This window comes from Sediminicoccus sp. KRV36 (assembly GCF_023243115.1).
In the GTDB taxonomy this organism is placed as follows: Bacteria; Pseudomonadota; Alphaproteobacteria; order Acetobacterales; family Acetobacteraceae; genus Roseococcus.
Map to the genome: position 1 here is coordinate 4,243,611 of NZ_CP085081.1, position 20,461 is coordinate 4,264,071.

The following is a 20,461-nucleotide window of genomic DNA, read 5'->3' on the forward strand; positions in this document are numbered from 1 at the left end:
AGGCGCGCGGAGCGCAACCCTAGCTTCACCCCGTCCAGGGAAGGAACGCCACATGCACATCACCCCGATCACAGCCCCTGTCGGCCCCGAGGCGGTGCCCGATGCGGGTGGCCAGAATCTCTGGCGGGCGGACCCGGCCTTCGCCCGCCTCCTGCCGCTCTACCTGCCGCCTGATCTGCTGGCGGTGATGCTGCCGCAGCTGGACCGGCTGGGTGCCCTCGCTGGCGGCGAACTGGATGCGCTGGCCGGCACGGCGGATCGCAATCCGCCCCAGCTCATCCATCGCACCCGCCGGGGTGAGGATGCGCAAAGCGTGGACTACCACCCTGCCTATCGCGAGATGGAGCGCCTGGCCTTCGGCGAATTCGGCCTCTCCAGCATGAGCCACCGCCCCGGCGTCTTCGGCTGGCCGGCCCCCCTGCCGCCGGCGGCGAAATACGCGCTGACCTTCCTGTTTGCCCAAGCGGAATTCGGCCTGCTCTGCCCGGTGAACATGACCGACAGCCTGGCCCGCACGCTGCGCCGCTTCGGCAGCGCCGAGCTGGTGGAACGCTACCTCCCGCTGCTGGCCAGCCAGGACATGGACGCGCTGCACCAGGGGGCGATGTTCATGACCGAACAGGGCGCGGGCTCCGATATCGCGGCCACGGCCGTGACGGCCGAGCCCGCCAATGACGGCACGCATCTTCTGTATGGCGACAAGTGGTTCTGCTCCAACCCCGATGCGGAATTGGCGCTGGTGCTGGCGCGGCGGGGCGGGGGTGCCGCGGGCCTCAAGGGCGTGGGGCTTTTCCTGCTGCCACGCACGCTGCCCGATGGGACGCCCAACGCCTACCGGATCGTCCGCCTCAAGGACAAGCTAGGCACACGCTCGATGGCGAGCGGCGAAATCCGGTTGGAAGGTGCCCGCGCCTGGCTGATCGGCGACCCCGAGGCCGGCTTCAAGCAGATGGCCGACATGGTGAATTCCTCCCGCCTCTCCAATGCGGTGCGTGCCGCCGGCATGATGCGCCGGGCGATGACCGAGGCGCTGTTCGTCGCGCGCAACCGCCGCGCCTTCGGCAAGCGCCTGGTCGAGATACCGCTGATGCGTCGGCAACTCGCCAAGATGCTGCTGCGCGCCGAACAGGCCCGCGCCATGGTCTTCCAAACGGCCGAGGCGCTGCGCCGCTCCGATGCCGGCGAGGAGGGTGCCTATGCCCTGCTGCGCATCCTGACGCCGCTGGTGAAGTTCCGCGCCTGCCGCGATGCGCGCCAGGTCACGGGCGATGCCATGGAGGTGCGCGGCGGCTGTGGCTACATCGAGGAATGGCCCGAGGCGCGGCTGCTGCGCGATTCCCATCTGGGCAGCATCTGGGAGGGAACGAGCAACATCATCGCCCTCGATGTGCTGCGCGCGGCCGAACGCGAGGCCGGCTTCATCGCCCTCACGGCGCTGATCACCCGGCTGCAGGCCGAAGCGCCGTTGCATGGCTTCCAGCCGGCACTGGAACGCGCCGGCCATCTGCTGGAGCGCGCGCAGCGTGACCCGGCCCTGGCGCGCGCGGCGGCCAGCGCGCTGTATCACCTGACCAGCGCCGCCGCCCTGGCCTGGGAAGCGGCACGCACCGGCGATGCGAACCGCGCCGCCTTGGCGCGCATGGTGCTGACGCATCGCGTGTTGCCCCACGATCCGCTGGATGACGCCGATCCCGATGCGGCGCTGCTGCCGGAGCTGCTGGAGGCGGCATGACCCCCCTCACCGCGCTCCTGGCCGAAGCGCGGCAATCCGGGCGGCAGGTGGCGAGCTTGCCGGCCGAACTCATCCCAGCGGATGACGCAGCCGGCTATGCCATCGCGGATGCCGTCGCGGCGGAGCTCGGCTGGGAGCCGCTGGGCTGGAAGATCGCCGGCACCACAGCGGCCATGCGCCAGCGCCTGAAGGTGAGCGAGCCGATCTGCGGCCGGACCTATCGCCGCTTCGCCCTGGCCTCGCCCGCGCAGCTGCCACATGCGGCGCTGCTCGACCCGCTGGTGGAATGCGAATTCTTCGTGACGCTGGGCGCTGACCTGCCCTTCCGTCCGGAGCCCTTCTCGATGCCGGAGATTCGCGCGGCGGTGGGCCAGGTGCAGGCCGGGATCGAGGTGGCGGAATGCCGCTTCCCCATGCGCGCCCTGCCGCCCCTGCCCGCGATCCTCGCCGATGGCAGCGCCTCCGGCCGCTACATCTTCGGCGATGCCATCCCGGACTGGCGCGCGGGCCTGGCCGCGCTCCGGGTGGTGCTGGAGGTGGATGGCGTGGCGCTGCGCGAGGGCAGCGGCGCCGATGTAATGGGCGACCCGCTGGCGCCGATCCTCTGGCTCACCGAGGCAAGGCGGCGGCGCGGCGAGGGGCTGCGCGCGGGGCAGATGATCAGCACCGGCTCCTGCACCGGCATGCTGCCGGTTCGCGCCGGGCAGCAGATGCGTGCAAGATTTGGCGACAGCGCCCTGGTGGAGATCGCCTTCGATGGATGACGCCAAATTTCCCCGCGTGGCGATCCCGATCCTGGTGGGGGCGGCCATCATGCTGGGTCTCAGCATGGGGCTGCGGCAAAGCCTGGGGCTTTTCGTCCAACCCGCCTCGCGCGACCTGGCGATCGGCGTGAGCGACTTCACCCTCGCCATCGCCATCCAGAACCTGATCTGGGGCGTCTTGCAGCCCTTCGCGGGCATCCTGGCGGTGCGGCTCGGCTTCCGCGCGGTGATGGTGGGTGGCGCCGTGCTCTATGCGCTGGGCATGCTCACTCTCTCGCTGGCCGGCGGGGCGGCGACGGTGATGCTGGGGGCCGGCATCCTGGTCGGCGCGGGCATGGCCTGCACGGCGGGCGGCATCGCCATGGCCACGGCCTCGCGCGCGGTCTCGGCCGCGCGGCGCAGCGGGGTGCTGGGCATGGTCTCGGCGGCGGGTTCGCTGGGCGCGCTGGTGGCCGCCCCGCTGGGGCAGATGCTGATGGAGCAATTCGGCTGGCGCGTCGCCGTCTTCGGCTTTTTCCTGCTGGCGCTGACGATCCTGCCCGCCGCCTGGATGGCCGGCCGCGTGGACCGAATTGCGCTGCCTCAGGCCAGCGCCGGCGAGAATTCCGCCAGGGCGGCCACGCGCCTTGCCTTGCGGCATCCGGGCTTCCTGGTGATGGCCTGCGCCTATTTCGTCTGTGGCCTGCAACTGGTGTTCCTGACCACGCATCTGCCCTCCTACCTCAATCTTTGCGGGATGGATCCCATGCTGGGGGCGCAGGCGCTGGCCTTGATCGGCGCCTTCAACGTGGCGGGCAGCCTGTTCTTCGGCTGGGCCGGCGGGCGCTGGCCCAAGGGGGTGCTGCTGGGCGGCATCTATTTCTGCCGCTCGATCATCCTCGGCTGGTATTTCCTGCTGCCGCCCACGCCTGAATCCACGCTGGTCTTCGCGGCGCTGATGGGGCTGCTCTGGCTCGGTGTCGGGCCGCTGGTCTCGGGCATGGTGGCGGAGATGTTCGGTCTGCGCTGGCAGGCCATGATCCAGGGCTTCGCCTTCTTCAGCCACCAGCTGGGCAGCTTCCTGGGCGCCTATGGCGGCGGCGTGATCTTTGACGCGATGGGCAGCTATGACCTGGCCTGGAAGCTGGGCGTGGCGATGGGACTGACCGCGGGGGTGGTGCAGATCCTGGTGGCCTGGCCCCGGCATCCCCTCGGACGCCCCCCTGAGCGGCAGAGAGCGCTGCCCGCCTGACGGGATGGCGCTTTCATCCGCGTCGCAGGCAACTTTCTTGCCGCTGGGCGCTTGAAGCTGTGGCACCGCGCGGCACCCCGCCGCCTTTGCCCCATCCTTCAAGGAATTCGCCATGACCTCCCCCGATACGCGACGCCTGAACCTGCTGCCCGTCACCCTGGCCGCCGCCATGGCCCTCACGCCCATGCTGGCCAACGCCCAGGCCGATGGCACGCCGGGCAACCCCGCCAGCACCGCCATTGGCCGAACGATTGATCGAGCGACGGGCACGCCCACCATCCCGGACGGCGCACCCGGCAACCCGCCCGGCACCGCCCTCGGCCGCGCCGTGGATCGCGCCACCGGCACGCCCACCACGCCCGATGGCACCCCGGGCAATCCGGCCGGCACGGTGGTGGATCGCGCCGCGAACCGCGCCGCGACGGCGGTCCAATCGGCCACGCCCGCGCCCACCGTGGCACCCACCGCAGCACCGACCGCGGCGCCCAACGTGGCACGCACCGCGACGCCCACTGCGGCACCCACCTTGGCGCCCCCCGCCGGCATGACGCCGGGCGCCGCGGCCATCGCCCGCCCGCGCCTCAGCCAGCTCATCGGCGGGCATGTCTATAATGACCGCAACGAGCGGATCGGCGAGGTGGATGAGATCCTGCTCTCGGCGCCCGGTGGCCTCGCTTCCAATTCCGGCACCGGCCCCACCGCCATCATCCAGGTCGGCGGCTTTCTCGGCATGGGTGGCCGGCTGGTGACGCTGCCGCTGGGCGATCTGCGCTGGAACGCCGAGCGCGAACACATCGTCATGCCGGGCGCCACCAAGGAATCCCTCGCCGCCCGTCCGGCCTTTGAATATGTGATGCTGCGCGCGCGCTGAAGCTTCTCGACGCGATGCTGAACGGAGCGGCGCGGGGCAACCCGCGCCGTTTCCATGTCCGCCGCCGACGCGTCCCCCGCGGACGATGCCACAGGAATCCAGGGCCGGCCGAGACGCGCATGCAACGATGACGCCAGGCCCGCGTTTCTTTCGTCATGAGAAGTGAAGCGCCCACGTCACCGTGCCTTCCCCTCCCCTCCTTCCAGGCGCTGCTGGTGGCAAGCCTGCCCGTGCTCCGACAGCGCGCCCTCTCCCTCACGCGGCACAAGGCCGATGCCGAGGATCTGATGCAGACCGCCATCGCCAGCGCCCTGGCCGCCGAAGCGTCATTCGAGCCGGGCACGAATTTCCGCGCCTGGATGACGCGCATCCTGCGCAACCGCTTCTTCTCCAACCTGCGCAGCCGCCGCGAGACGGTGGAGCTGGAGCACGCCCCGGCCGGCGCGCTCAGCCGCAGCGGCGGGCAGGAGGAAAGCCTCGCCATGCAGGAACTTGCCCGCTGCGTGGCTGTGCTGCCACGCGAGCAGCGCCGCATCCTGCTGATGATCACCGTGGACGGCCTGTCCTACACCGAGGCCTCGGAGCAATTGGGCGTCGCCGTGGGCACGCTGAAATGCCGCGTCTTTCGCGCCCGCCGGCAGTTGCGGATGGCCCTGCTCGGGCAGGATGAGCCCGCAGCGCCCGGCAAGCCCGAAGCGCTTCATCCAATGGCTTCGGCGAGGCCCGCCAGGGCACGGCCGGCGCTGGCCGTCGCCGGATGATGGCGCGCTTTTCGGTGGCATCGCCGGGGCCGGCCAGCCGGGCCGCGGCTCCGGTCTCCATGGGGGCAAGCGCATGTTTCTGATACCCAGCCCCATCCGCCCGAATGGCTCCGCCGCCACGGGCAACATGGCTGCAGCGGGGAACACGATGATCACGCCTTCAGGATCGGGCGCGCACAGCCCCCTTCGCCGCCCGTCTCGCCGCGGCAAGGGGCGCGGCCCCGCCCGGCCTCATGATGAATTCGACCAATGGCTGGATCTTCGCCTGCGGGAGCTTTTTGCCGAAATCTCCGGCGACCCGCTGCCGGCCGAACTCCTGGCCCTGATCAGCAGCGAGCCAGCAGGCTCCATCCGGGATCAGTCGGCCGGTTAGTTTCCCGAAAGGCCCGCAGACCGGGCGCCGCAGAACCGGCCCGGCCCGCGCGCTGAGCGACTTCCATGCGGGCCTGGACGGCTCCCGCCGCGCCGAAGCAGGGAAGGCGGGGCGCGGTCTTAGAGCGAGAGACACTTCCCGCTTCTGGCGGCCTGAGAGGCACGCCTGCCGCAGGGCCCTGCCGGCCTTACTCCACGCGGATATTCCGTGCGCGGATCACCTGGCCCCAGCGCTCGAATTCCTGCGCGGTAAAGCGCTCCATCTCCGCCTGCGAATTACCGACGGCCACCAGCCCTGCCGCGGCCATGCGGGTGATGACGGGCGGATGCGCTACCGCTTCGCGCACGGCGGCACCCAGGCGCTCCATCGCGGCCGGCGGGGTGCCGGCCGGCACGGCGATGCTGCCCCAGCTCTGCACAGTGGCATCGGCGAAGCCGGCTTCCGCGAAGGTCGGCGCACCCGGCAGCACGGCGATCCGCTCCGGCCCACTGGTGGCGAGGGCGCGAATGGCGCGCGCCCGCACCTGGCCGATGGAGGAGGCGGGCTGGTCCAGCATCACCTGCACCGTGCCGTTCACAAGATCGGACATGGCCTGGCCCGAACCGCGATAGGGCACATGCACCATCTGCGTGCCCGTCACGGCCATGAACAGTTCCGTGAAGATATGCGTGCCAGACCCGACGCCCGAGGTGGCGAAGCTGAGCTGCCCCGGCCGCGCCCGCACATAGGCCACGAATTCCTGCAAGGTCTGCGCCGGGATGGAGGGGTGGATCACCACGATCACATCCGTCGTGAAAATCTTGGAGAGGATGGTCAATTCGCGTCGCACATCCACCGCGCGCATGAGGCCCAGATGCGGTGCCTGGGTCATGACGCCATTGGTGGCGACCAGCATGGTGTAGCCATCGGGCGCACTGCGCGCCGCGGCCTCCACACCGACGGCACCGCCCGCGCCGGTGCGGTTTTCCACCACCACCGGCTGGCCCAGGGTATCGCTCAGCCGCTCGGCGATGATGCGGCCGCCGACATCCGTGCTGCCGCCGGGCGAAAACGGCACGATCAGCCGCAATTGCCGGTTGGGCTGCCAGCCCGTCTGGGATGCGGGCTGGGCGGTGGCCGCCAGCGGCAGCAAGCCGGGGGCAGCCAGCAGGGAACGGCGGGTCAGGCGCATGGTGTGGCTCCGGGTGTCAGAGGGCGGCGAAGGCTTCCGCCTCCACCTCGACGACAAAGCGCGGATGCGCAAGCCCGGCGACGATCAGCAGCGTGCTGGTCGGCGCATGGCCCTCCATCGCGAGGTCCCGAGCGGCGCGCCAGGGGGCGACCAGGGCGGTGTCGGTGAGAAAGACGGTCAGCTTGACGATCTGCGCCGGCCCCATGCCATGCGCCGCGAGCAGCTTGCGCAGATTGGCCAGCGCGAGGGCGATCTGTTCCTCGCCCGAATCCGGGATCGTTCCATCGGGGGCGATGCCCACCTGCCCCGAAAGCACCAGGCGACGGCCCGGCCCTTCGACCAGGGCCGCATGCGAATAGCGGGAGGCAGGGGCCAAGACGCCCGGCGGGTTGGAGAAGGTGATCATGTGCGGGGCAACTCCTCACGCGCGACGGGGGGCGGGGCGGGCGCCGTGCCGTCCACCACATAGGGGCGCAGCGCACGGCGGATCTGGAATTCGAATTCCGTGTTCAGGTCGAACATGGTCTGGCGCAACAGGCTTTCCGCCCCGGCGCGGCGGGCCGCCGCGGTGCTCTCCACGCTGCGCGAACGCTCGGCCGAGGCCTCGGCGAAACCGAGCCTGCGGTCCCCCGCATCCAGGATATCCACCCGCGCGGTGAGCTGGCACAGCAGCCGCTCACCCGGATCACCGGCGAAAAGGCCGCTGCCGGCCGCGTTGCGCGTGCGGATGATCTGCGCGCGGGTGACGCCGAAACGCGCGCGATGCTCGGTGCCGAAGGCGGCCAGTCGGTCCCGGCCCATGATCCGCACCGCCTCGGCCGGGCTTGGCTGCATGTCGCGCCCCACATCATTGGGGCCGGGCATCGGCATGCGGTCCTCGATGTCGATGCGCGACACATCGAGGCGGATCTGCGTGAGATGCGTGTACCCGATCGGCGGCCCATCGGCCTGGGGCGGCGGCGGCGTCCCGGCGCATGCGGCCAGCGGCAGAAGCAGCAGGAGGCGGCGTTGCGGCATGATGTCCCCCGGTTTCATGTGTCTGTCCCGCGAATCCCGTCGCGGTTGAAGCGAAAACCATAATTGCAGAATTCGCAGGTCATGGTGATGACCCCGGATTCGGCCATGTGGTCCAGGTCAGGGACCGAAAACCCCTCCAGCACCTGCGCGAGGCGCGAGCGGGAGCAGCGGCAGCCATAGGCCAGCGCGCGCGACTGCCCGACGGCCAGGCCCTCCAGCGCGAAAAGCCGGTGCAACAGCCCCTCGGGCGGCAGCGCGTCATCCAGCATCTCCGCCTCGGTCAGGGTGCCGGCCAGCACGATGGCGGTGCGCCACGCCTCATCCTGGGCTTCCTCGTCGAGCTCCTCGCCGATGCCGCCTTCGCCCGCCACGCGCTCCATGATGAAGGCGCTGGCGCGCCAGCCCTTCTCGGTCTGGGCGCAAGCCAGGCGCAGATGCGTGCGCAATTGCTCGGACGTCGCGAAATAGGTGCCGGTCATCTCCGTCAGGTCGCCGCCCTCGATGGGAACAATCCCCTGGTAGCGCTCCATCTCATCGCCCTGGTCGCAGGTGAAGGCGAGGTAGCCACGGCCCAGCAGGGCGCGGGCGGAGACATTCTTGCCGTATTGCGCGAGCTTGCCGGCATCAACGCGGATATAGCCGCGCAGCTCGCCCTGGTCGGTGCAGTCGCTGATCAGCATGGAGATCGGCCCATCGCCTTTGGCCTGGACCGAGAAGCTGCCACGGTATTTCAGCGCGGAAGCGAGGCCCGCCGTCAGGGCCAGCGCCTCGCCCAGCAGGCGAATCACAGCATCGGCCCCGCTGTGGCGCGTCAACAGCGCATCGGCCAGCGGGCCGAGCCGGACAAGGCGGCCGCGCACCGGCTTGCCGTCCAGGTGAAAGGGCGTGACGCCGCGCGGCACGACAAGGTCGGGCACGGGCGGGCGGTCATGATCGAGGAAATCGGGCGTCGGTTGGGTCACGCCCCAGGATTAGACCAGACCGGACGGGCTTGCGAGGCTCAAGCGGCGCGAAAACCGCGGTCGCCGCGGGAAGCCCCACCTCGGCTCGGTGCCTGGTCCTGGTGGCACGCGCCCTCAGCGCGTGACCAGGACCAGGATCTGCACAATGGCGGAGACAACCAGCAGGATCAGGATGATCCTGCCGAGTTGGCCCTGATCCGGCAGTTTCAAGCGGCCAGCGCGCTGCGGCGCACCTTGGGCGGCTTGACCATCATGGCGCGCAGCAACTGCTTGAGCTGGGCCTGGTCGATCGCCGGGAAGCGGGCCAGCACCTCGGCCTCATGCGCCTTCGCCGCCACCAGCAGATCCTTCACCATGTGCTCGCCGCGCGGCAACATCTGGATGCGGACCACGCGGCGGTCCCGCTGGTCCGGCATGCGCTTGACGATGCCATCACGCACCATGCGATCCAGCAGCTTGGTCATGGTGGGTTGCTGCAGCAGGCAGGCCTCGGCCAGGCCGGTCACCGTCTCGCCCGGGCTGCCCGACAGCGTGGCGAGCACGCGCCAGACCGGCACGGAAACCCCTTCCTTGCGGAGCTTCGCATGGAATTCGCTTGAAATGGCGTGCGACCCTCGCGCCAGCAAATACAGCAGGTAGTCGTCCACGAAACGATCAGAATTGGGCGCAGCGGATTCCATCATCAACCTCGGTTTAATGCTTCACTGGAATGGATTCTGATCCGGTTTCACGGGCATGCAATTACGGGAAATTACGGATGCCTGACATATGAAATATCATCTGTTATCCTGGTTCGATCCGGAGGCCCAACATGTCCCTCACCACCCTGGAACCCGCCTGGATTTCGGCCTTTGAGGCCGTTTTCCGCCGCTGCAACCTCGCCCCGGGGGAGCTGGCCTGCCTGCTGACGGAAAGCCGCTCCCGCCCCTTGAACATCGCCCTGGCTGAAGCGGCAATGGCGCGAATCGGGGCGAGATTCATCCGGATGTCTCTTCCAACGCCGCCGCAAACAGCGCCCGTGCCGGTCCGCTCCACCGGCGCATCCCGCGCCGTGGCCGGGCACCCCGCCGCGCTGGCGGCCCTCGCCGCCTGCCCCTTCATCGTGGATCTGACGGTCGAGGGGCTGCTGCACGCGCCGGAGCTGAAGCAGATCCTGGCCGCTGGCAGCCGCATCCTCATGGTCAGCAACGAACACCCTGACGCGCTGGAGCGCCTGGTGCCGCACGATGCCGATGAGGCAGTGGCCAAGGCCGCCGTGAAGCGGGCGCGGGCGGCGAAGCGCATGCATGTCACCTCGGCGGCCGGCACAGAGCTGCATGTGGTGATGGAGGGCGCACCCAGCGTCGGCGTCTGGGGCTGGACGGACCGGCCAGGCACCATCGCGCATTGGCCGGGCGGCATCCTCGTCGCCTTCCCGCGCGCGGGCTCGGTGCAGGGGCGATTGGTGCTGGATGCGGGCGATGTGAACCTTACCTTCAAGCGCTACATCCAGAGCCCCATCACCCTCACCATCGAGGCCGACCACATCACCCGCATCGAAGGCCGCGGCGCCGATGCCGAGATGATGCGCCGCTACCTGGCCGCCTGGAACGACCCCGCCGCCTATTCGGTCAGCCATGTCGGCTGGGGGCTCAACCGCCGCGCCCGATACGAGGCGCTGAGCTTCTACGACCGCGAGGACACCAACGGCACGGAACTGCGGGCCGTCGCCGGCAATTTCCTGTTCAGCACGGGTGCCAATGAATTCGCCGGCCGCTTCACCGAGGGGCATTTCGACATCCCCGTCTTCAACACCACCATCACCCTGGATGGCGAGGCGGTAGTGCGCGAGGGGGTGCTGCTGTGACGCCCGCCCCTAACCCCCTCTGGCCCACCCTGCTGCTGCACGGGATTGGCGGCCGCGCCGCGCTCTGGGCGGACAGCATCGCGGCCCTGGCCCCGCGCCCCGTCATCGCGATGGACATGCCGGGCTATGACGGCACGCGCCCGGCCCTGGCGAGCTTCGCAGCACTCGCCGATGCGGCGGTGGCGCTGCTCGATGCGCGTGGCATCGGCAGCGCCGATGTAGTTGGGCATTCCCTGGGTGGCATGCTCGCGCTTGAGCTGGCACTGCGGCACCCTGCTCGCGTGCGCCGTCTGGTCATCGTGGCAAGCTCCCCGGCTTTTGGCAGCCGTGACCCGGCCTTCCGCGAGGCCTTCCTCGCTGCCCGGCAGAAGCCGCTGGATGAGGGGCTGGGCATGGCCGGCGTGGCGCGCGCGCTGGTGCCCGGCATGCTGGGCCCGGCGGCCTCGGCCCAGGCCGCGCCGGCCGCCATCGCGGCGATGGGAAGCGTGGATGAGGCCGCCTATCGCATCACGCTCGCCACGCTCACCAGCTTCGACCGGCGCGCCGATCTGCCGCGCGTGGCGCAGCCCGCCCTGCTCATCGCGGGGGAGGCGGATGCGACGGCCCCGCCACGCGGCATGTCCCGCATGGCTGAGGCGATGCCCGATGCGCGGCTGGTGGTGATCCCGGGGGTTGGCCACCTGCTGCCGCTGGAAGCGCCCGAGGCGTTTCACGCGGCATTGCTGGCGTTCCTCGCGTGATCCGACAGCCACAGCATCACCCCTGAGCCGAAACCGCGCCCGCCTGGCCTGGAAGGATAGCGAGATGGACATGCCACTCCCCGTCAACACCGATGCGCCGATCTTCGATCCGCGTGGCTTCCGGCTGACGCCCTTCGAGGCCGAGCTCTGCGACCGGGCGCGCGAATTCGGCGCGCGCGTGCTGGCGCCGCGCGCCGCCCGCTGGGATCGCGAAGCCAGCTTCCCTACCGATAACTACGACGACATGCGGCGCGAGGGCTGGCTGGGCATCTGCATCCCCAAGGCGGAGGGCGGCATGGGGGCTGATTTCCGCGCCTATTGCCTCGCCGCCGCCGAGTTCGGGCGCTATTGCGGCGCGACGACGCTGACCTGGAACATGCATGTCTGCAGCACGCTCTGGACCGGCCTGCTGACCGATGACCTGGAGATGGAGGAAGCCACGCGCGCACAGCACCATGCGCGGCGCCGGCTGCACTACGCCAACATCCTGGAGCGCGGTGCCATCTTCTCGCAGCCCTTCTCCGAGGGCGGTGCCGCGGCTGCCGGCACCGTGGCGTTCGGCACCACGGCGACACCCGTGGAAGGCGGCTTTCGCATCAATGGCAAGAAGATCTTCGCCTCGCTCTCCGGCCACGCCGATTGCTACGGCATTCTCTGCACCGAGTTGCATGGCGCGGATCGGCCCTCGCGCCGGGACACGCTGTATCTCGCGATTCCGAAGGATGCGCCGGGCGTCTCCGTGGAGGGCGAATGGGACCCCTTGGGCATGCGCGGCACGGTCAGCCGCAACCTCATCTTCCAGGATGTCTTCGTCCCCGAGAGTGCGGCGCTGATGCCGCCCGGGCTCTATTTCCAGGCGGCCTCGCGCTGGCCGCACATGTTCATGACGCTGACGCCCACCTATATGGGGCTTGCCCAGGCGGCCCATGATTTCTGCGTGCGCTATCTGCGCGGCGAACAGCCAGGCACGCCGCCCGTGAAGCGCCGCATGTACCCGACAAAGCAGATCGCAGTGGCCGAGATGCGCATCATGCTGGAACAGACCAAGGCGCTCTGGTTCCAGGCCATCAGCGAGGCCGGACCTGATCCTTCGAAGGAGCAGATGCTGCGCGCCCTGGCCGCGCAAAACACCGTCATGGAGAACGCCAACGCCATCGCCGCCAAGGCGGTGCGCACCTGCGGCGGCCAGGCCATGCTGAAGACCCTGCCACTGGAGCGGATTTATCGCGACAGCCGCTGCGGTTCGCTCATGCTGCCCTGGACGGCGGAGTTGTGTGTGGACCGCATCGGGCGGGACGCGCTCTACGAAAAGGGCGAGGCGGATTGATGCAGGGCTTCGACCTCGCCACCCTCACACCGCTGATCGAGGCCGAGGAAGGCTTGTTGCGCGGCGAGGGCATCCGCGCCGGGGATCGCATCGGCTGGATCGGGCTGAACCATCCCTCCATGCTGGCTTGCCTCTTTGCCTGCGAGCGGATCGGCGCCGTGCTCGTCCCGCTGAACTGGCGCCTCGCCGCCGACGAGTTGCAATGGATCGCGCAGGATGCGGGCCTCGCCTTGCTGCGCGAGGGGCCGGCCGCGGGCTCTGTCACCCCGCACGCCATGCCGGGTTCGGTGCCCTGCGAGGCGCTGCTGATCGGCTATACCTCCGGCACCACCGGCCGCCCCAAGGGCGCCCTGCTGAGCCGCGCGGCGCTGCACGCCAATGCGGAAAATGCGCGCCGCATCTTCGAGCTGACGCCCGCTGACCATGTGCTGACGGTGCTGCCACTGTTCCATGTGGGCGGGCTGAACATCCAGACCGTGCCCGCGCTGCTGGCCGGCGCGCGTGTCACCCTCCTGCCGAAATTCGACCCAGATGGCTTCTTCGATGCGATGGAGCGCCTGCGCCCGACGCTGACGCTGCTGGTGCCGGCCGTGATGGCGGCGCTCGTGAAGCATCCCCGCTGGACAGGCGCTGATCTTTCCTCCCTGCGCGCCATCGGCGCCGGTTCCTCCGAGGTGCCGCTGCCGCTGATCGAGGCATTTCACGCGCGCGGCATCCCGGTACAGCAGGTCTATGGCATGACGGAGACCAGTCCCATCGCCATCGCGCAAACGCGGCAGGAGGCGCTGGCCGCGCCAGGCTCCATCGGCCGCGCCGCGCCGCTTTGCGAGGCACGCATCACCCTGCCCGATGGCCGCGAGGCACCCTGCGGCATCCCGGGCGAAATCGAGATCCGCGGCGCGAACGTCCTGTCGGGCTACTGGAACCGCGCCGATGCCACGGCGGAAGCCCTGCATGAGGGCTGGTTCCGCACCGGCGATGTCGGCCATCAGGATACCGAAGGCCGCTTCTGGTTCACCGACCGGCTGAAGCGCGTGATCATCTCGGGCGGCGAGAACATCTATCCGGCGGAGTTGGAGCGCGTGCTGGCCGAAGTGCCGGGGCTGCGGGAATACGCCATCATCGGCCGCGCCGATCCGCGCTGGGGCGAAGTGCCGGTGGCCGTCATCGTCGCCGGTCCCGAATTCAACGAGGCGATGATCGCCGCCCATTTCGAAGCCAAGCTGGCGCGCTTCAAGCATCCGCGCGCCGTGCTGCGCCTTCCGGCCCTGCCGCGCACGGCGCTCGGCAAGGTGCAGATCGAGAAGCTGCGCGCGCTTACGGAAGCCGGTTAGCCGCGCGCCTTTGCTCATAGCTGCCCGCATGCAGGGCGGCCGCGTCATGGATGGCGCTCTCCACCCCCGCGCGCGCCGCGGCCGCGGCGAGGAAGCCCAGGATATGCTCGCCCTCGATGCGATTGCCCGCCTCGATATCGCGGAGCATGGAGGTGGCGTAGGCGCTGGCCGGGTCGCTGAACAACGCGCGATACTCCGCCATGAAGCTCTCCGGCATCGGGTGCCCGTGACGTGCCGCGATGGCGGCGTTGCGCGCCAGCACCTCCTGCAGCCAGGCACTTCCGCCGGCGCGCACGATCTCGCCCACATTGGCGCGCATCAGCACCGTGCCGACCGCGCTGGTGCCCAGATGCACAAGCTTTTCCCACAGGCGCTGCGCGATATTCGGCACCGCCTTGGCCTCCATGCCGCGCGCCCTGGCGAAGGCGGCTTCCAGCGCCGCGACGCGCGGGCTCATCCCGCCGTCCATCTCGCCGAAGGTCAGCCAGCGCCAGTCATTCAGCTGCCGCACGACGCCCGAAGGCGTCAGCGTCGCCTGGATCTTGCACAGCCCGCCCAGCACACGCTCCGCACCGAAGCGCGCTTGCAGCGTCTCGATATGCGAAAGCCCGTTCAGCACGGGCAGGATGGCGGTGCGTGCATCCATGGCCGGCTCGATGCTGGCCATGGCATCCTCCAGGTCATAGGCCTTGCAGGTCAGCAGGATCACATCCCAGCCGGGTTGCAATGCCTCGGCCGTCACGGTCTTCACCGGTAGGCGCGCATCGCCGAAGGGGCTCTCGATCACGAGGCCCGCCTCGGCCAGCCTCGCCGCGCGTGCGGGCCGGACGAGGAAGGTCACATCGCCGCTCGCTTCGGCCAAACGGCCGCCGAAATAGCCACCCAGCGCGCCCGCCCCCAGCACCAGCACCCGCATATGACTTTCCTTTCCAATCGCGACATATGCGCGTTACACCCGGGCCATAGGTTCGGAAAGTCATGCGCCGCAAACTCATCCTGCTTGTCCTGGCCATCGCGCTGCTCGGCGGTGGCTATGTCTATGGCCGGCCAGCCATGGCGGCGCTGGGGCTGAGCTGGCCTGGCCAGGCCCAGGCCAATGGGCCGCGCCTCCGGCTGGCCAGCGCGGATCGCGGCCCGATCACGGCCGTCGTCTCCGCGACCGGCACGGTGAATCCGCTGGTCACGGTCATCGTCGGCAGCCAACTCTCGGGGCTGATCCGCGAATTGCCCGGCGATTTCAACCAGCGCGTCAGCACGGGCCAGGTGCTGGCGCGGCTCGATACGCAGCAGCTGGAAGCAACCCGCGCCGCCGCCGCGGCCGATGCGCTTTCCGCGCAGGCGGCCGTCGCCGTCGCGCGCGCCCAGGCCGAGCGCGCGCGCTCCGACGCCGAGCAATCCCGCGCCGCGGTCGCCGCCGCCCGGGGCGAGGCAAGCCGCGCCGAGGCCCTGCTGCGGGACGCCGAATACGAGGCCCGCCGCACCGAGGAGCTCCGCCGCTCCGCCGTCGGCACCACGCGCGATGCGGCGCGGGCCGGTTTCACCGTGGATGGCGCGCGCGCCAATGTCGCGATCCAGCTGGCGCAGATCGCGCAGGCCGAGGCGAACCTGATCTCGGCGGAGGCGACGGCACGCACCGCCCTCGCCCAGGTCGAGGCCGCGGAAGCGACGGCGCAGCAACGCGCGGCGCAGTTGCGGCAAGTCGAGGTCAATCTCAACTTCGCCACCATCCGCAGCCCGATTGACGGCATCATCGTCTCGCGCAGTGTGGATCTGGGGCAGACCGTCGCGGCCTCGCTGCAATCACCGACGCTCTTCACCATCGCCGCCAATCTGAGCGAGATGGAGCTGTGGGCCACGGTGGATGAAAGCGATATCGGCCGCATTCGCCCCGGGCAGAATGTCGCTTTCACGGTGGCCGCGCATCCCAGCGTCAATCTGCGCGGCACGGTGAAGGAAATCCGGCTGAGCCCGACCACGGTGAACAATGTGGTGACCTATACGGTCGTCGTCACGGCGCCCAACACAGATGGCCGCATGCTGCCCGGCATGACGGCGACCTTGCGGATCATCACCGATGAACGCACGGATGCGCTGCGCGTCCCCAACGCGGCGTTGCGCTGGCGGCCGGCCGGGGCCACGGCAGCGCAGGGCCAGGCGGCCCCACCCGGCAATCCGATGGAAGCCGCCCTGCGCGAGATGACCGACCTGACGCCCGCCCAGCGCCAGGAAGTGGAAGCCGCCGCACGCGAGATGCGCGAGCGCATGGCCGCCCTGCCCGGCGATCCCGAGGCGCGGCGCCAGCAGGCACAGGCCGCCCGGCAGCGCCTGCAATCCCGCCTGAACGCAGTCCTGACGCCGGAGCAGCGCGCCCGCCTCGCCGCCACGCGGGGCTCACGCCAGGCCGGCGGTACAGCCGGCACGGTCCATGTGGTGGAGGGCGATGGCCCGCCCCGCGCCGTGGCGATCCGCACCGGCCTGACCGATGGCAATGTGACCGAAGTAATCAGCGGTGATCTGCCACCCGATGCGCAGATCGTCATCGGCACGGAGCGTGCGGGCGCCGCGCCGGCGCGGGCGCCAACCACAAGGCCGCTGTTTTGACCGCCTTGATCGAAACCCGCGACCTGACGCGCCACTACCCCTCGGGCGAGGGCGTGGTGGCCGCGCTGGAAGGGCTCGACCTCGATATCGAGCCTGGCGAGTTCGTGGCCGCCATGGGGCCGTCGGGCTCGGGCAAATCCACCTTCCTCAATTTGATCGGCTGCCTGGATCAACCCACGCGCGGCCGCTACCGCCTGGCGGGGGAGGACGTGGCCGCCCTCGCGCCCGATCGCGTGGCGGCGCTGCGGGGCGAGCAGATCGGCTTCGTCTTCCAGAGCTTCAACCTGCTGCCGCGCTCGGACGCGCTCGCCAATGTCGAGATGCCGATGCTGTATCGCGGGCTGCCGCGCCGCATCCGGCGCGAGCGCGCCGCCATCGCGCTGGAGCGCGTGGGTCTGGGCGCGCGCATGCACCACACGCCCTCCCAGCTTTCCGGCGGGCAGCAGCAGCGCGTGGCGATTGCGCGCGCCCTGGTGAATGGCCCGGGGCTGCTCCTGGCCGATGAACCGACGGGCGCGCTGGACAGCCGCACCGGGCTCGAGATCATGGCGCTGTTCCAGGCGCTGAATCGCGCGGGCGTCGCCATTCTCTGCGTCACGCATGATGCCGATGTGGCGGCCTTCGCCAGCCGCACCCTGCGCTTCCGGGACGGCCGGATGATCGAGGATAGCCGCTATCAGCCGGTGGATGCGGACGCCATGCTGCGGCAGAAATTCCAATGAACGCGCCCCATCCCCTGCCCGAGGCCGCTGCGCGAGCGGTCGCCCCGCTGCCGCCCCTGCCGCCCGGCCATGCCGGGCTTTCCATGGCCGAGGCGTTTCTGGCCGCGCTCGCTGCCCTTGCGGCCAACAAGCTGCGCGCGGCGCTGACGGCACTCGGCATCTTCATCGGCGTGGCCGCGGTGATCGTCACCGTCGCGGTCGGTGCGGGGGCGCGGCAACAGGTCCTGGCGCAGATCCAGTCGCTGGGGGCCAATCTGCTCGTGGTCTGGGGGGCGAATGTGCGGCTGGGCGGCGTTTCCCTCGGCGCGGGGCAGCGGCCCAATCTCGCCTGGGATGACGCGCAGGAAATTCCCCGGCAGATCGCCGCCGTGCAGGTCGCGGCCGGCACCTCGCGCCAGCAGCAGCAGGTGGTGGCCGGCAACCAGAACTGGTCCACCACCGTCGTTGCGACCGATCCCGATTATTTCGTCGCGCATGACTGGCTGGTGAGCGAGGGCCGCTTCTTCACCATCGAGGAAGCCATGTCCGGCCGGAAGCTGGTCTTGCTGGGCGCCACCGTCGCGGAAAACCTGTTCGGGGACGAGGACCCGGTGGGCCGGGAAATCCGCATCCGCGCGACCCCCTTCGAGGTGCTCGGCGTGCTCGGCCGCAAGGGCCAGAACCCGATGGGGCAGGACCAGGATGACGTGGTCATCATGCCCTTCTGGACGGCGCGGCGCAGCGTGATGGGCGCATCCCGCGCCTTCGCCCGCTCGGTCGGCACCATCAGCGTGAAGGTGCATGAGGGCGAGAGCATGAGCGATGTGGAGGAGGAACTGCGCCAATTCTTCCGCCAGCGCCACCGCGTCGCCGCCAATGAGCCCGACACCGTCTCCATCCGCAACCTGAGCGAGATTGCCGCCACGCGCGATGCCTCGGCGCGCACACTGTCCCTACTGCTGGCTGCCGTGGCCGCCGTCTCGTTGCTGGTGGGCGGCATCGGCGTGATGAACATCATGCTGGTGAGTGTCACCGAGCGCACGCGCGAGATCGGGCTGCGCCTGGCTGTGGGGGCGCGGCGGCGGGACATCCTCCGGCAATTCCTGCTGGAGGCGGTCCTGCTGGCTCTGCTGGGCGGCGCGGTGGGCGTGCTGGTGGGCATCGGCCTGGCGCACAGCCTCGCCGGCTTCGCGGGGTGGCCCGTGCTGATCCAGTGGGATGCGGTGGCGCTGGCCGTGACGGTCTCCGCGCTGACCGGGCTGTTCTTCGGCTACTACCCGGCGCGGCGCGCGGCGAGGCTGGATCCGATCACGGCGCTGCGGCACGAATGATCAGGGCCGCTTCTCCACCCGGGTGAGCCAGCAACCCGGCCGCGCCGTGTGGATATTCACATAGGCCACGCGCGGATCGGCCAGGCGCGCACGCAGCGGCCCGAGCGCGGCATCGCCCGCACTCACCATGCCGAGGTCATAGAGGCACATGCCCGCCGCGTCATAATGCCGCAGCGAGATGATCATATTGGCCGTCACCGTCTCCGGCAGCGCATCCTCGATCACCGTGGCTGCGCAATTCCGGGCGTGGAGGAACACCGGCGAGGGCGTCCAATAGGGCCCTTGCGGCAGGGGCAGATCCCAGCTGACCAGCAGCATCTCCTCGCCAATTGCGCCCAGTTTCAGGCAGTGGCGGCAGGGATAGCCCGGCCCATCCACGATGCGGGAATGCGCGGGGCCGCCGCGATCATCCACGCGCGTGGCGCGGAAGCGTTGGGCAGAGGGAGTATCCATGGGGAGGCAGCGAAAATGGCTCATCCAGGCGGTGTATCCGATCCGGAGGCGCCGCACCTTCCGCCTGTTGCCATGACATGCAGCCGCCGCCCCCGAGCCGGAGGCGGCGGCGCTTCCCCCCGCGCCTGCCGCACCCCGGGAAGCGGGGGAGAGGTGCGGCAACCCTGCGAGGGAGCAGGTCGCGCGGGGGTGCGCTTGGGTACGTCGGCCGGCGACGAGCCACCGCCGATCAGGCGCACGCCAGCGACCGATTCACGGCGGTCGGCGAAGGGCCGCCGCCGATCAGGCGCAAGCCAGCGACTGATTCACGGCGGTCGGCGAAGGGCCGCCGCCGATCAGGCGCACGCCAGCGACCGATTCACGGCGGTCGGCGAAGGGCCGCCGCCGATCAGGCGCTAGCGCAGGACCGCGATGTCGATCACCTCAGCCGCCGGCAGGCCGGTGATGGCGCCGCGCGTGGCCACCATGCCATCGGCCAGGTTCAGCGTGTGCAGCGTGCTGCCGGTCAGCAGGAAGGCGGTGTTGTTGGTGCCCTCCGTCAGGATATCGAGCGCCACACCCGTCGGCAGCGCGGCCGAGATGCGCGCGCGCGGCGCCTGGATGCCGTCATTCGGCGGCGCCTGCACATTGAGGGCGTTTTGCAGCGTATCGATGGTGTAGAGCGTCGTGGCCGTCGCACCCGCCATGCTGTTGATGTAGGCGCCCGCCACGATGCGCGGCATGGTGCCGGCCAGCGGGCCATCGCCATGCTTCAGCGTGCCATCGCGCGCCACTTCGCCCGTCTCGACATTCACGCGGAAATTCGTGCCGTTCATGCCCATCAGGCGCAGGCGGTCGGGCACGGGATTGAAATCGGCCACGGCGCGGCCACCGAATTCGAACGGCATGCTGAGGCGGCTGACCTGGGTGGCGCGGCCTGTCGCCGCATCCAGCGTGACGATCTGCCCGCGCTCGGTCACGCCATAGAGCATGCCATTGGCCGGGCGCTGATCCACGGCGATCACACGGCCATCGGCGCCGCTGATGCGCATGGCGGGCATGGCGCGGCGGGTTTCGCTGTCCATCCGGACCAGCATGTTGTCAGCCGTCAGGCCAACAAGGGTGGTGGCTTGCGCGGCAACACCACCAAGGAGGGCAACGCTGGCCAGCAGCGCGCTGCGGAAAATCTGGGTCATGGGCTTTGCTCCGTTGATCGCGGGGCGGCATCGCCTCGCTGTGATCGTTACGGGGCGGGAGGGCGAGCGGA

At 70.0% G+C, this 20,461-nt stretch carries 20 protein-coding genes; 12 read left to right on the forward strand and 8 right to left on the reverse strand.

Annotated features, from left to right (window positions below; translation table 11 throughout):
• The first annotated feature begins 52 nt into the window (after positions 1-52).
• The 5 genes from LHU95_RS20165 to LHU95_RS20185 all read left to right on the forward strand — a co-directional run bounded on the left by LHU95_RS20165 (position 53) and on the right by LHU95_RS20185 (position 5,359).
• Positions 53-1,732 carry an acyl-CoA dehydrogenase family protein gene (locus LHU95_RS20165; RefSeq protein ID WP_248708744.1) on the forward strand — a complete coding sequence of 560 codons (1,680 nt, stop codon included), beginning with the start codon at positions 53-55 and terminating at the stop codon, positions 1,730-1,732.
• Complete coding sequence (locus LHU95_RS20170) at positions 1,729-2,496, forward strand: hypothetical protein (RefSeq protein ID WP_248708745.1); 768 nt, start codon at positions 1,729-1,731, stop codon at positions 2,494-2,496. The genes LHU95_RS20165 and LHU95_RS20170 overlap by 4 nt, the downstream gene beginning before the upstream one ends.
• Positions 2,489-3,727, forward strand: a complete 1,239-nt coding sequence (locus LHU95_RS20175; protein ID WP_248708746.1) for an MFS transporter — start codon at positions 2,489-2,491, stop codon at positions 3,725-3,727. Before LHU95_RS20170 ends, LHU95_RS20175 begins: the two co-directional genes overlap by 8 nt.
• A gap of 112 nt (positions 3,728-3,839) precedes the next feature.
• Positions 3,840-4,598 (forward strand): PRC-barrel domain-containing protein, encoded by a 759-nt coding sequence (locus LHU95_RS20180; protein ID WP_248708747.1) that lies wholly within the window; start codon positions 3,840-3,842, stop codon positions 4,596-4,598.
• Between the two features lie 215 nt (positions 4,599-4,813).
• Positions 4,814-5,359, forward strand: coding sequence for a sigma-70 family RNA polymerase sigma factor (locus LHU95_RS20185; protein ID WP_248708748.1), 546 nt, complete (start codon positions 4,814-4,816; stop codon positions 5,357-5,359).
• A 560-nt stretch (positions 5,360-5,919) separates the two neighbouring features.
• Here LHU95_RS20185 and LHU95_RS20190 read toward each other — a convergent pair.
• The 5 genes from LHU95_RS20190 to LHU95_RS20210 form a co-directional block, all read right to left on the reverse strand.
• Positions 5,920-6,903, reverse strand: a complete 984-nt coding sequence (locus LHU95_RS20190) for a tripartite tricarboxylate transporter substrate binding protein (protein ID WP_248708749.1) — start codon at positions 6,901-6,903, stop codon at positions 5,920-5,922.
• A 16-nt stretch (positions 6,904-6,919) separates the two neighbouring features.
• Positions 6,920-7,309: a RidA family protein gene (locus tag LHU95_RS20195; RefSeq protein WP_248708750.1), complete on the reverse strand. Its 390-nt coding sequence runs from the start codon at positions 7,307-7,309 to the stop codon at positions 6,920-6,922.
• A complete protein-coding gene (locus LHU95_RS20200; protein ID WP_248708751.1) occupies positions 7,306-7,938 on the reverse strand; it encodes a hypothetical protein in 633 nt (210 codons plus the stop codon). Before LHU95_RS20200 ends, LHU95_RS20195 begins: the two co-directional genes overlap by 4 nt.
• Complete coding sequence (locus tag LHU95_RS20205) at positions 7,935-8,882, reverse strand: Hsp33 family molecular chaperone HslO (protein WP_248708752.1); 948 nt, start codon at positions 8,880-8,882, stop codon at positions 7,935-7,937. The genes LHU95_RS20200 and LHU95_RS20205 overlap by 4 nt, the downstream gene beginning before the upstream one ends.
• Positions 8,883-9,088: 206 nt before the next feature.
• Positions 9,089-9,565, reverse strand: coding sequence for a MarR family transcriptional regulator (locus tag LHU95_RS20210; protein WP_248708753.1), 477 nt, complete (start codon positions 9,563-9,565; stop codon positions 9,089-9,091).
• A gap of 128 nt (positions 9,566-9,693) precedes the next feature.
• Between LHU95_RS20210 and LHU95_RS20215 the strand changes: the two genes are divergently transcribed.
• The 4 genes from LHU95_RS20215 (at position 9,694) to LHU95_RS20230 (ending at position 14,129) form a co-directional block, all read left to right on the forward strand.
• Positions 9,694-10,728 carry a 2,5-dihydroxypyridine 5,6-dioxygenase gene (locus LHU95_RS20215; RefSeq protein WP_248708754.1) on the forward strand — a complete coding sequence of 345 codons (1,035 nt, stop codon included), beginning with the start codon at positions 9,694-9,696 and terminating at the stop codon, positions 10,726-10,728.
• The gene (locus tag LHU95_RS20220; RefSeq protein ID WP_248708755.1) at positions 10,725-11,468 is read left to right on the forward strand and encodes an alpha/beta hydrolase; all 744 of its coding nucleotides are present in this window, start codon (positions 10,725-10,727) and stop codon (positions 11,466-11,468) included. Before LHU95_RS20215 ends, LHU95_RS20220 begins: the two co-directional genes overlap by 4 nt.
• Before the next feature lie 64 nt (positions 11,469-11,532).
• On the forward strand, positions 11,533-12,795 hold the full coding sequence (locus LHU95_RS20225) for an acyl-CoA dehydrogenase family protein (RefSeq protein WP_248708756.1): 1,263 nt from the start codon (positions 11,533-11,535) through the stop codon (positions 12,793-12,795).
• Complete coding sequence (locus LHU95_RS20230; protein ID WP_248708757.1) at positions 12,795-14,129, forward strand: AMP-binding protein; 1,335 nt, start codon at positions 12,795-12,797, stop codon at positions 14,127-14,129. Before LHU95_RS20225 ends, LHU95_RS20230 begins: the two co-directional genes overlap by 1 nt.
• Here the strand turns inward: LHU95_RS20230 and LHU95_RS20235 are convergent.
• Positions 14,113-15,045, reverse strand: a complete 933-nt coding sequence (locus tag LHU95_RS20235) for a ketopantoate reductase family protein (RefSeq protein WP_248708758.1) — start codon at positions 15,043-15,045, stop codon at positions 14,113-14,115. The two genes, LHU95_RS20230 and LHU95_RS20235, sit on opposite strands and share 17 nt — an antisense overlap.
• A gap of 62 nt (positions 15,046-15,107) precedes the next feature.
• Between LHU95_RS20235 and LHU95_RS20240 the strand changes: the two genes are divergently transcribed.
• Genes LHU95_RS20240 through LHU95_RS20250 form a run of 3 tightly spaced genes read left to right on the forward strand, consistent with a single transcriptional unit; the run spans position 15,108 to position 18,762 of the window.
• A complete protein-coding gene (locus LHU95_RS20240; protein ID WP_248708759.1) occupies positions 15,108-16,730 on the forward strand; it encodes an efflux RND transporter periplasmic adaptor subunit in 1,623 nt (540 codons plus the stop codon).
• Positions 16,727-17,452 (forward strand): ABC transporter ATP-binding protein, encoded by a 726-nt coding sequence (locus LHU95_RS20245; protein WP_248708760.1) that lies wholly within the window; start codon positions 16,727-16,729, stop codon positions 17,450-17,452. Before LHU95_RS20240 ends, LHU95_RS20245 begins: the two co-directional genes overlap by 4 nt.
• A complete protein-coding gene (locus tag LHU95_RS20250; protein WP_248708761.1) occupies positions 17,449-18,762 on the forward strand; it encodes an ABC transporter permease in 1,314 nt (437 codons plus the stop codon). The genes LHU95_RS20245 and LHU95_RS20250 overlap by 4 nt, the downstream gene beginning before the upstream one ends.
• On the opposite strand, the gene LHU95_RS20255 is transcribed toward LHU95_RS20250, so the two are convergent.
• Together LHU95_RS20255 and LHU95_RS20260 are read right to left on the reverse strand one after the other, a co-directional pair.
• The gene (locus LHU95_RS20255; RefSeq protein ID WP_248708762.1) at positions 18,763-19,239 is read right to left on the reverse strand and encodes a DUF1203 domain-containing protein; all 477 of its coding nucleotides are present in this window, start codon (positions 19,237-19,239) and stop codon (positions 18,763-18,765) included.
• A 371-nt stretch (positions 19,240-19,610) separates the two neighbouring features.
• Positions 19,611-20,390 (reverse strand): DUF4394 domain-containing protein, encoded by a 780-nt coding sequence (locus tag LHU95_RS20260; protein WP_248708763.1) that lies wholly within the window; start codon positions 20,388-20,390, stop codon positions 19,611-19,613.
• Positions 20,391-20,461: the final 71 nt, after the last annotated feature.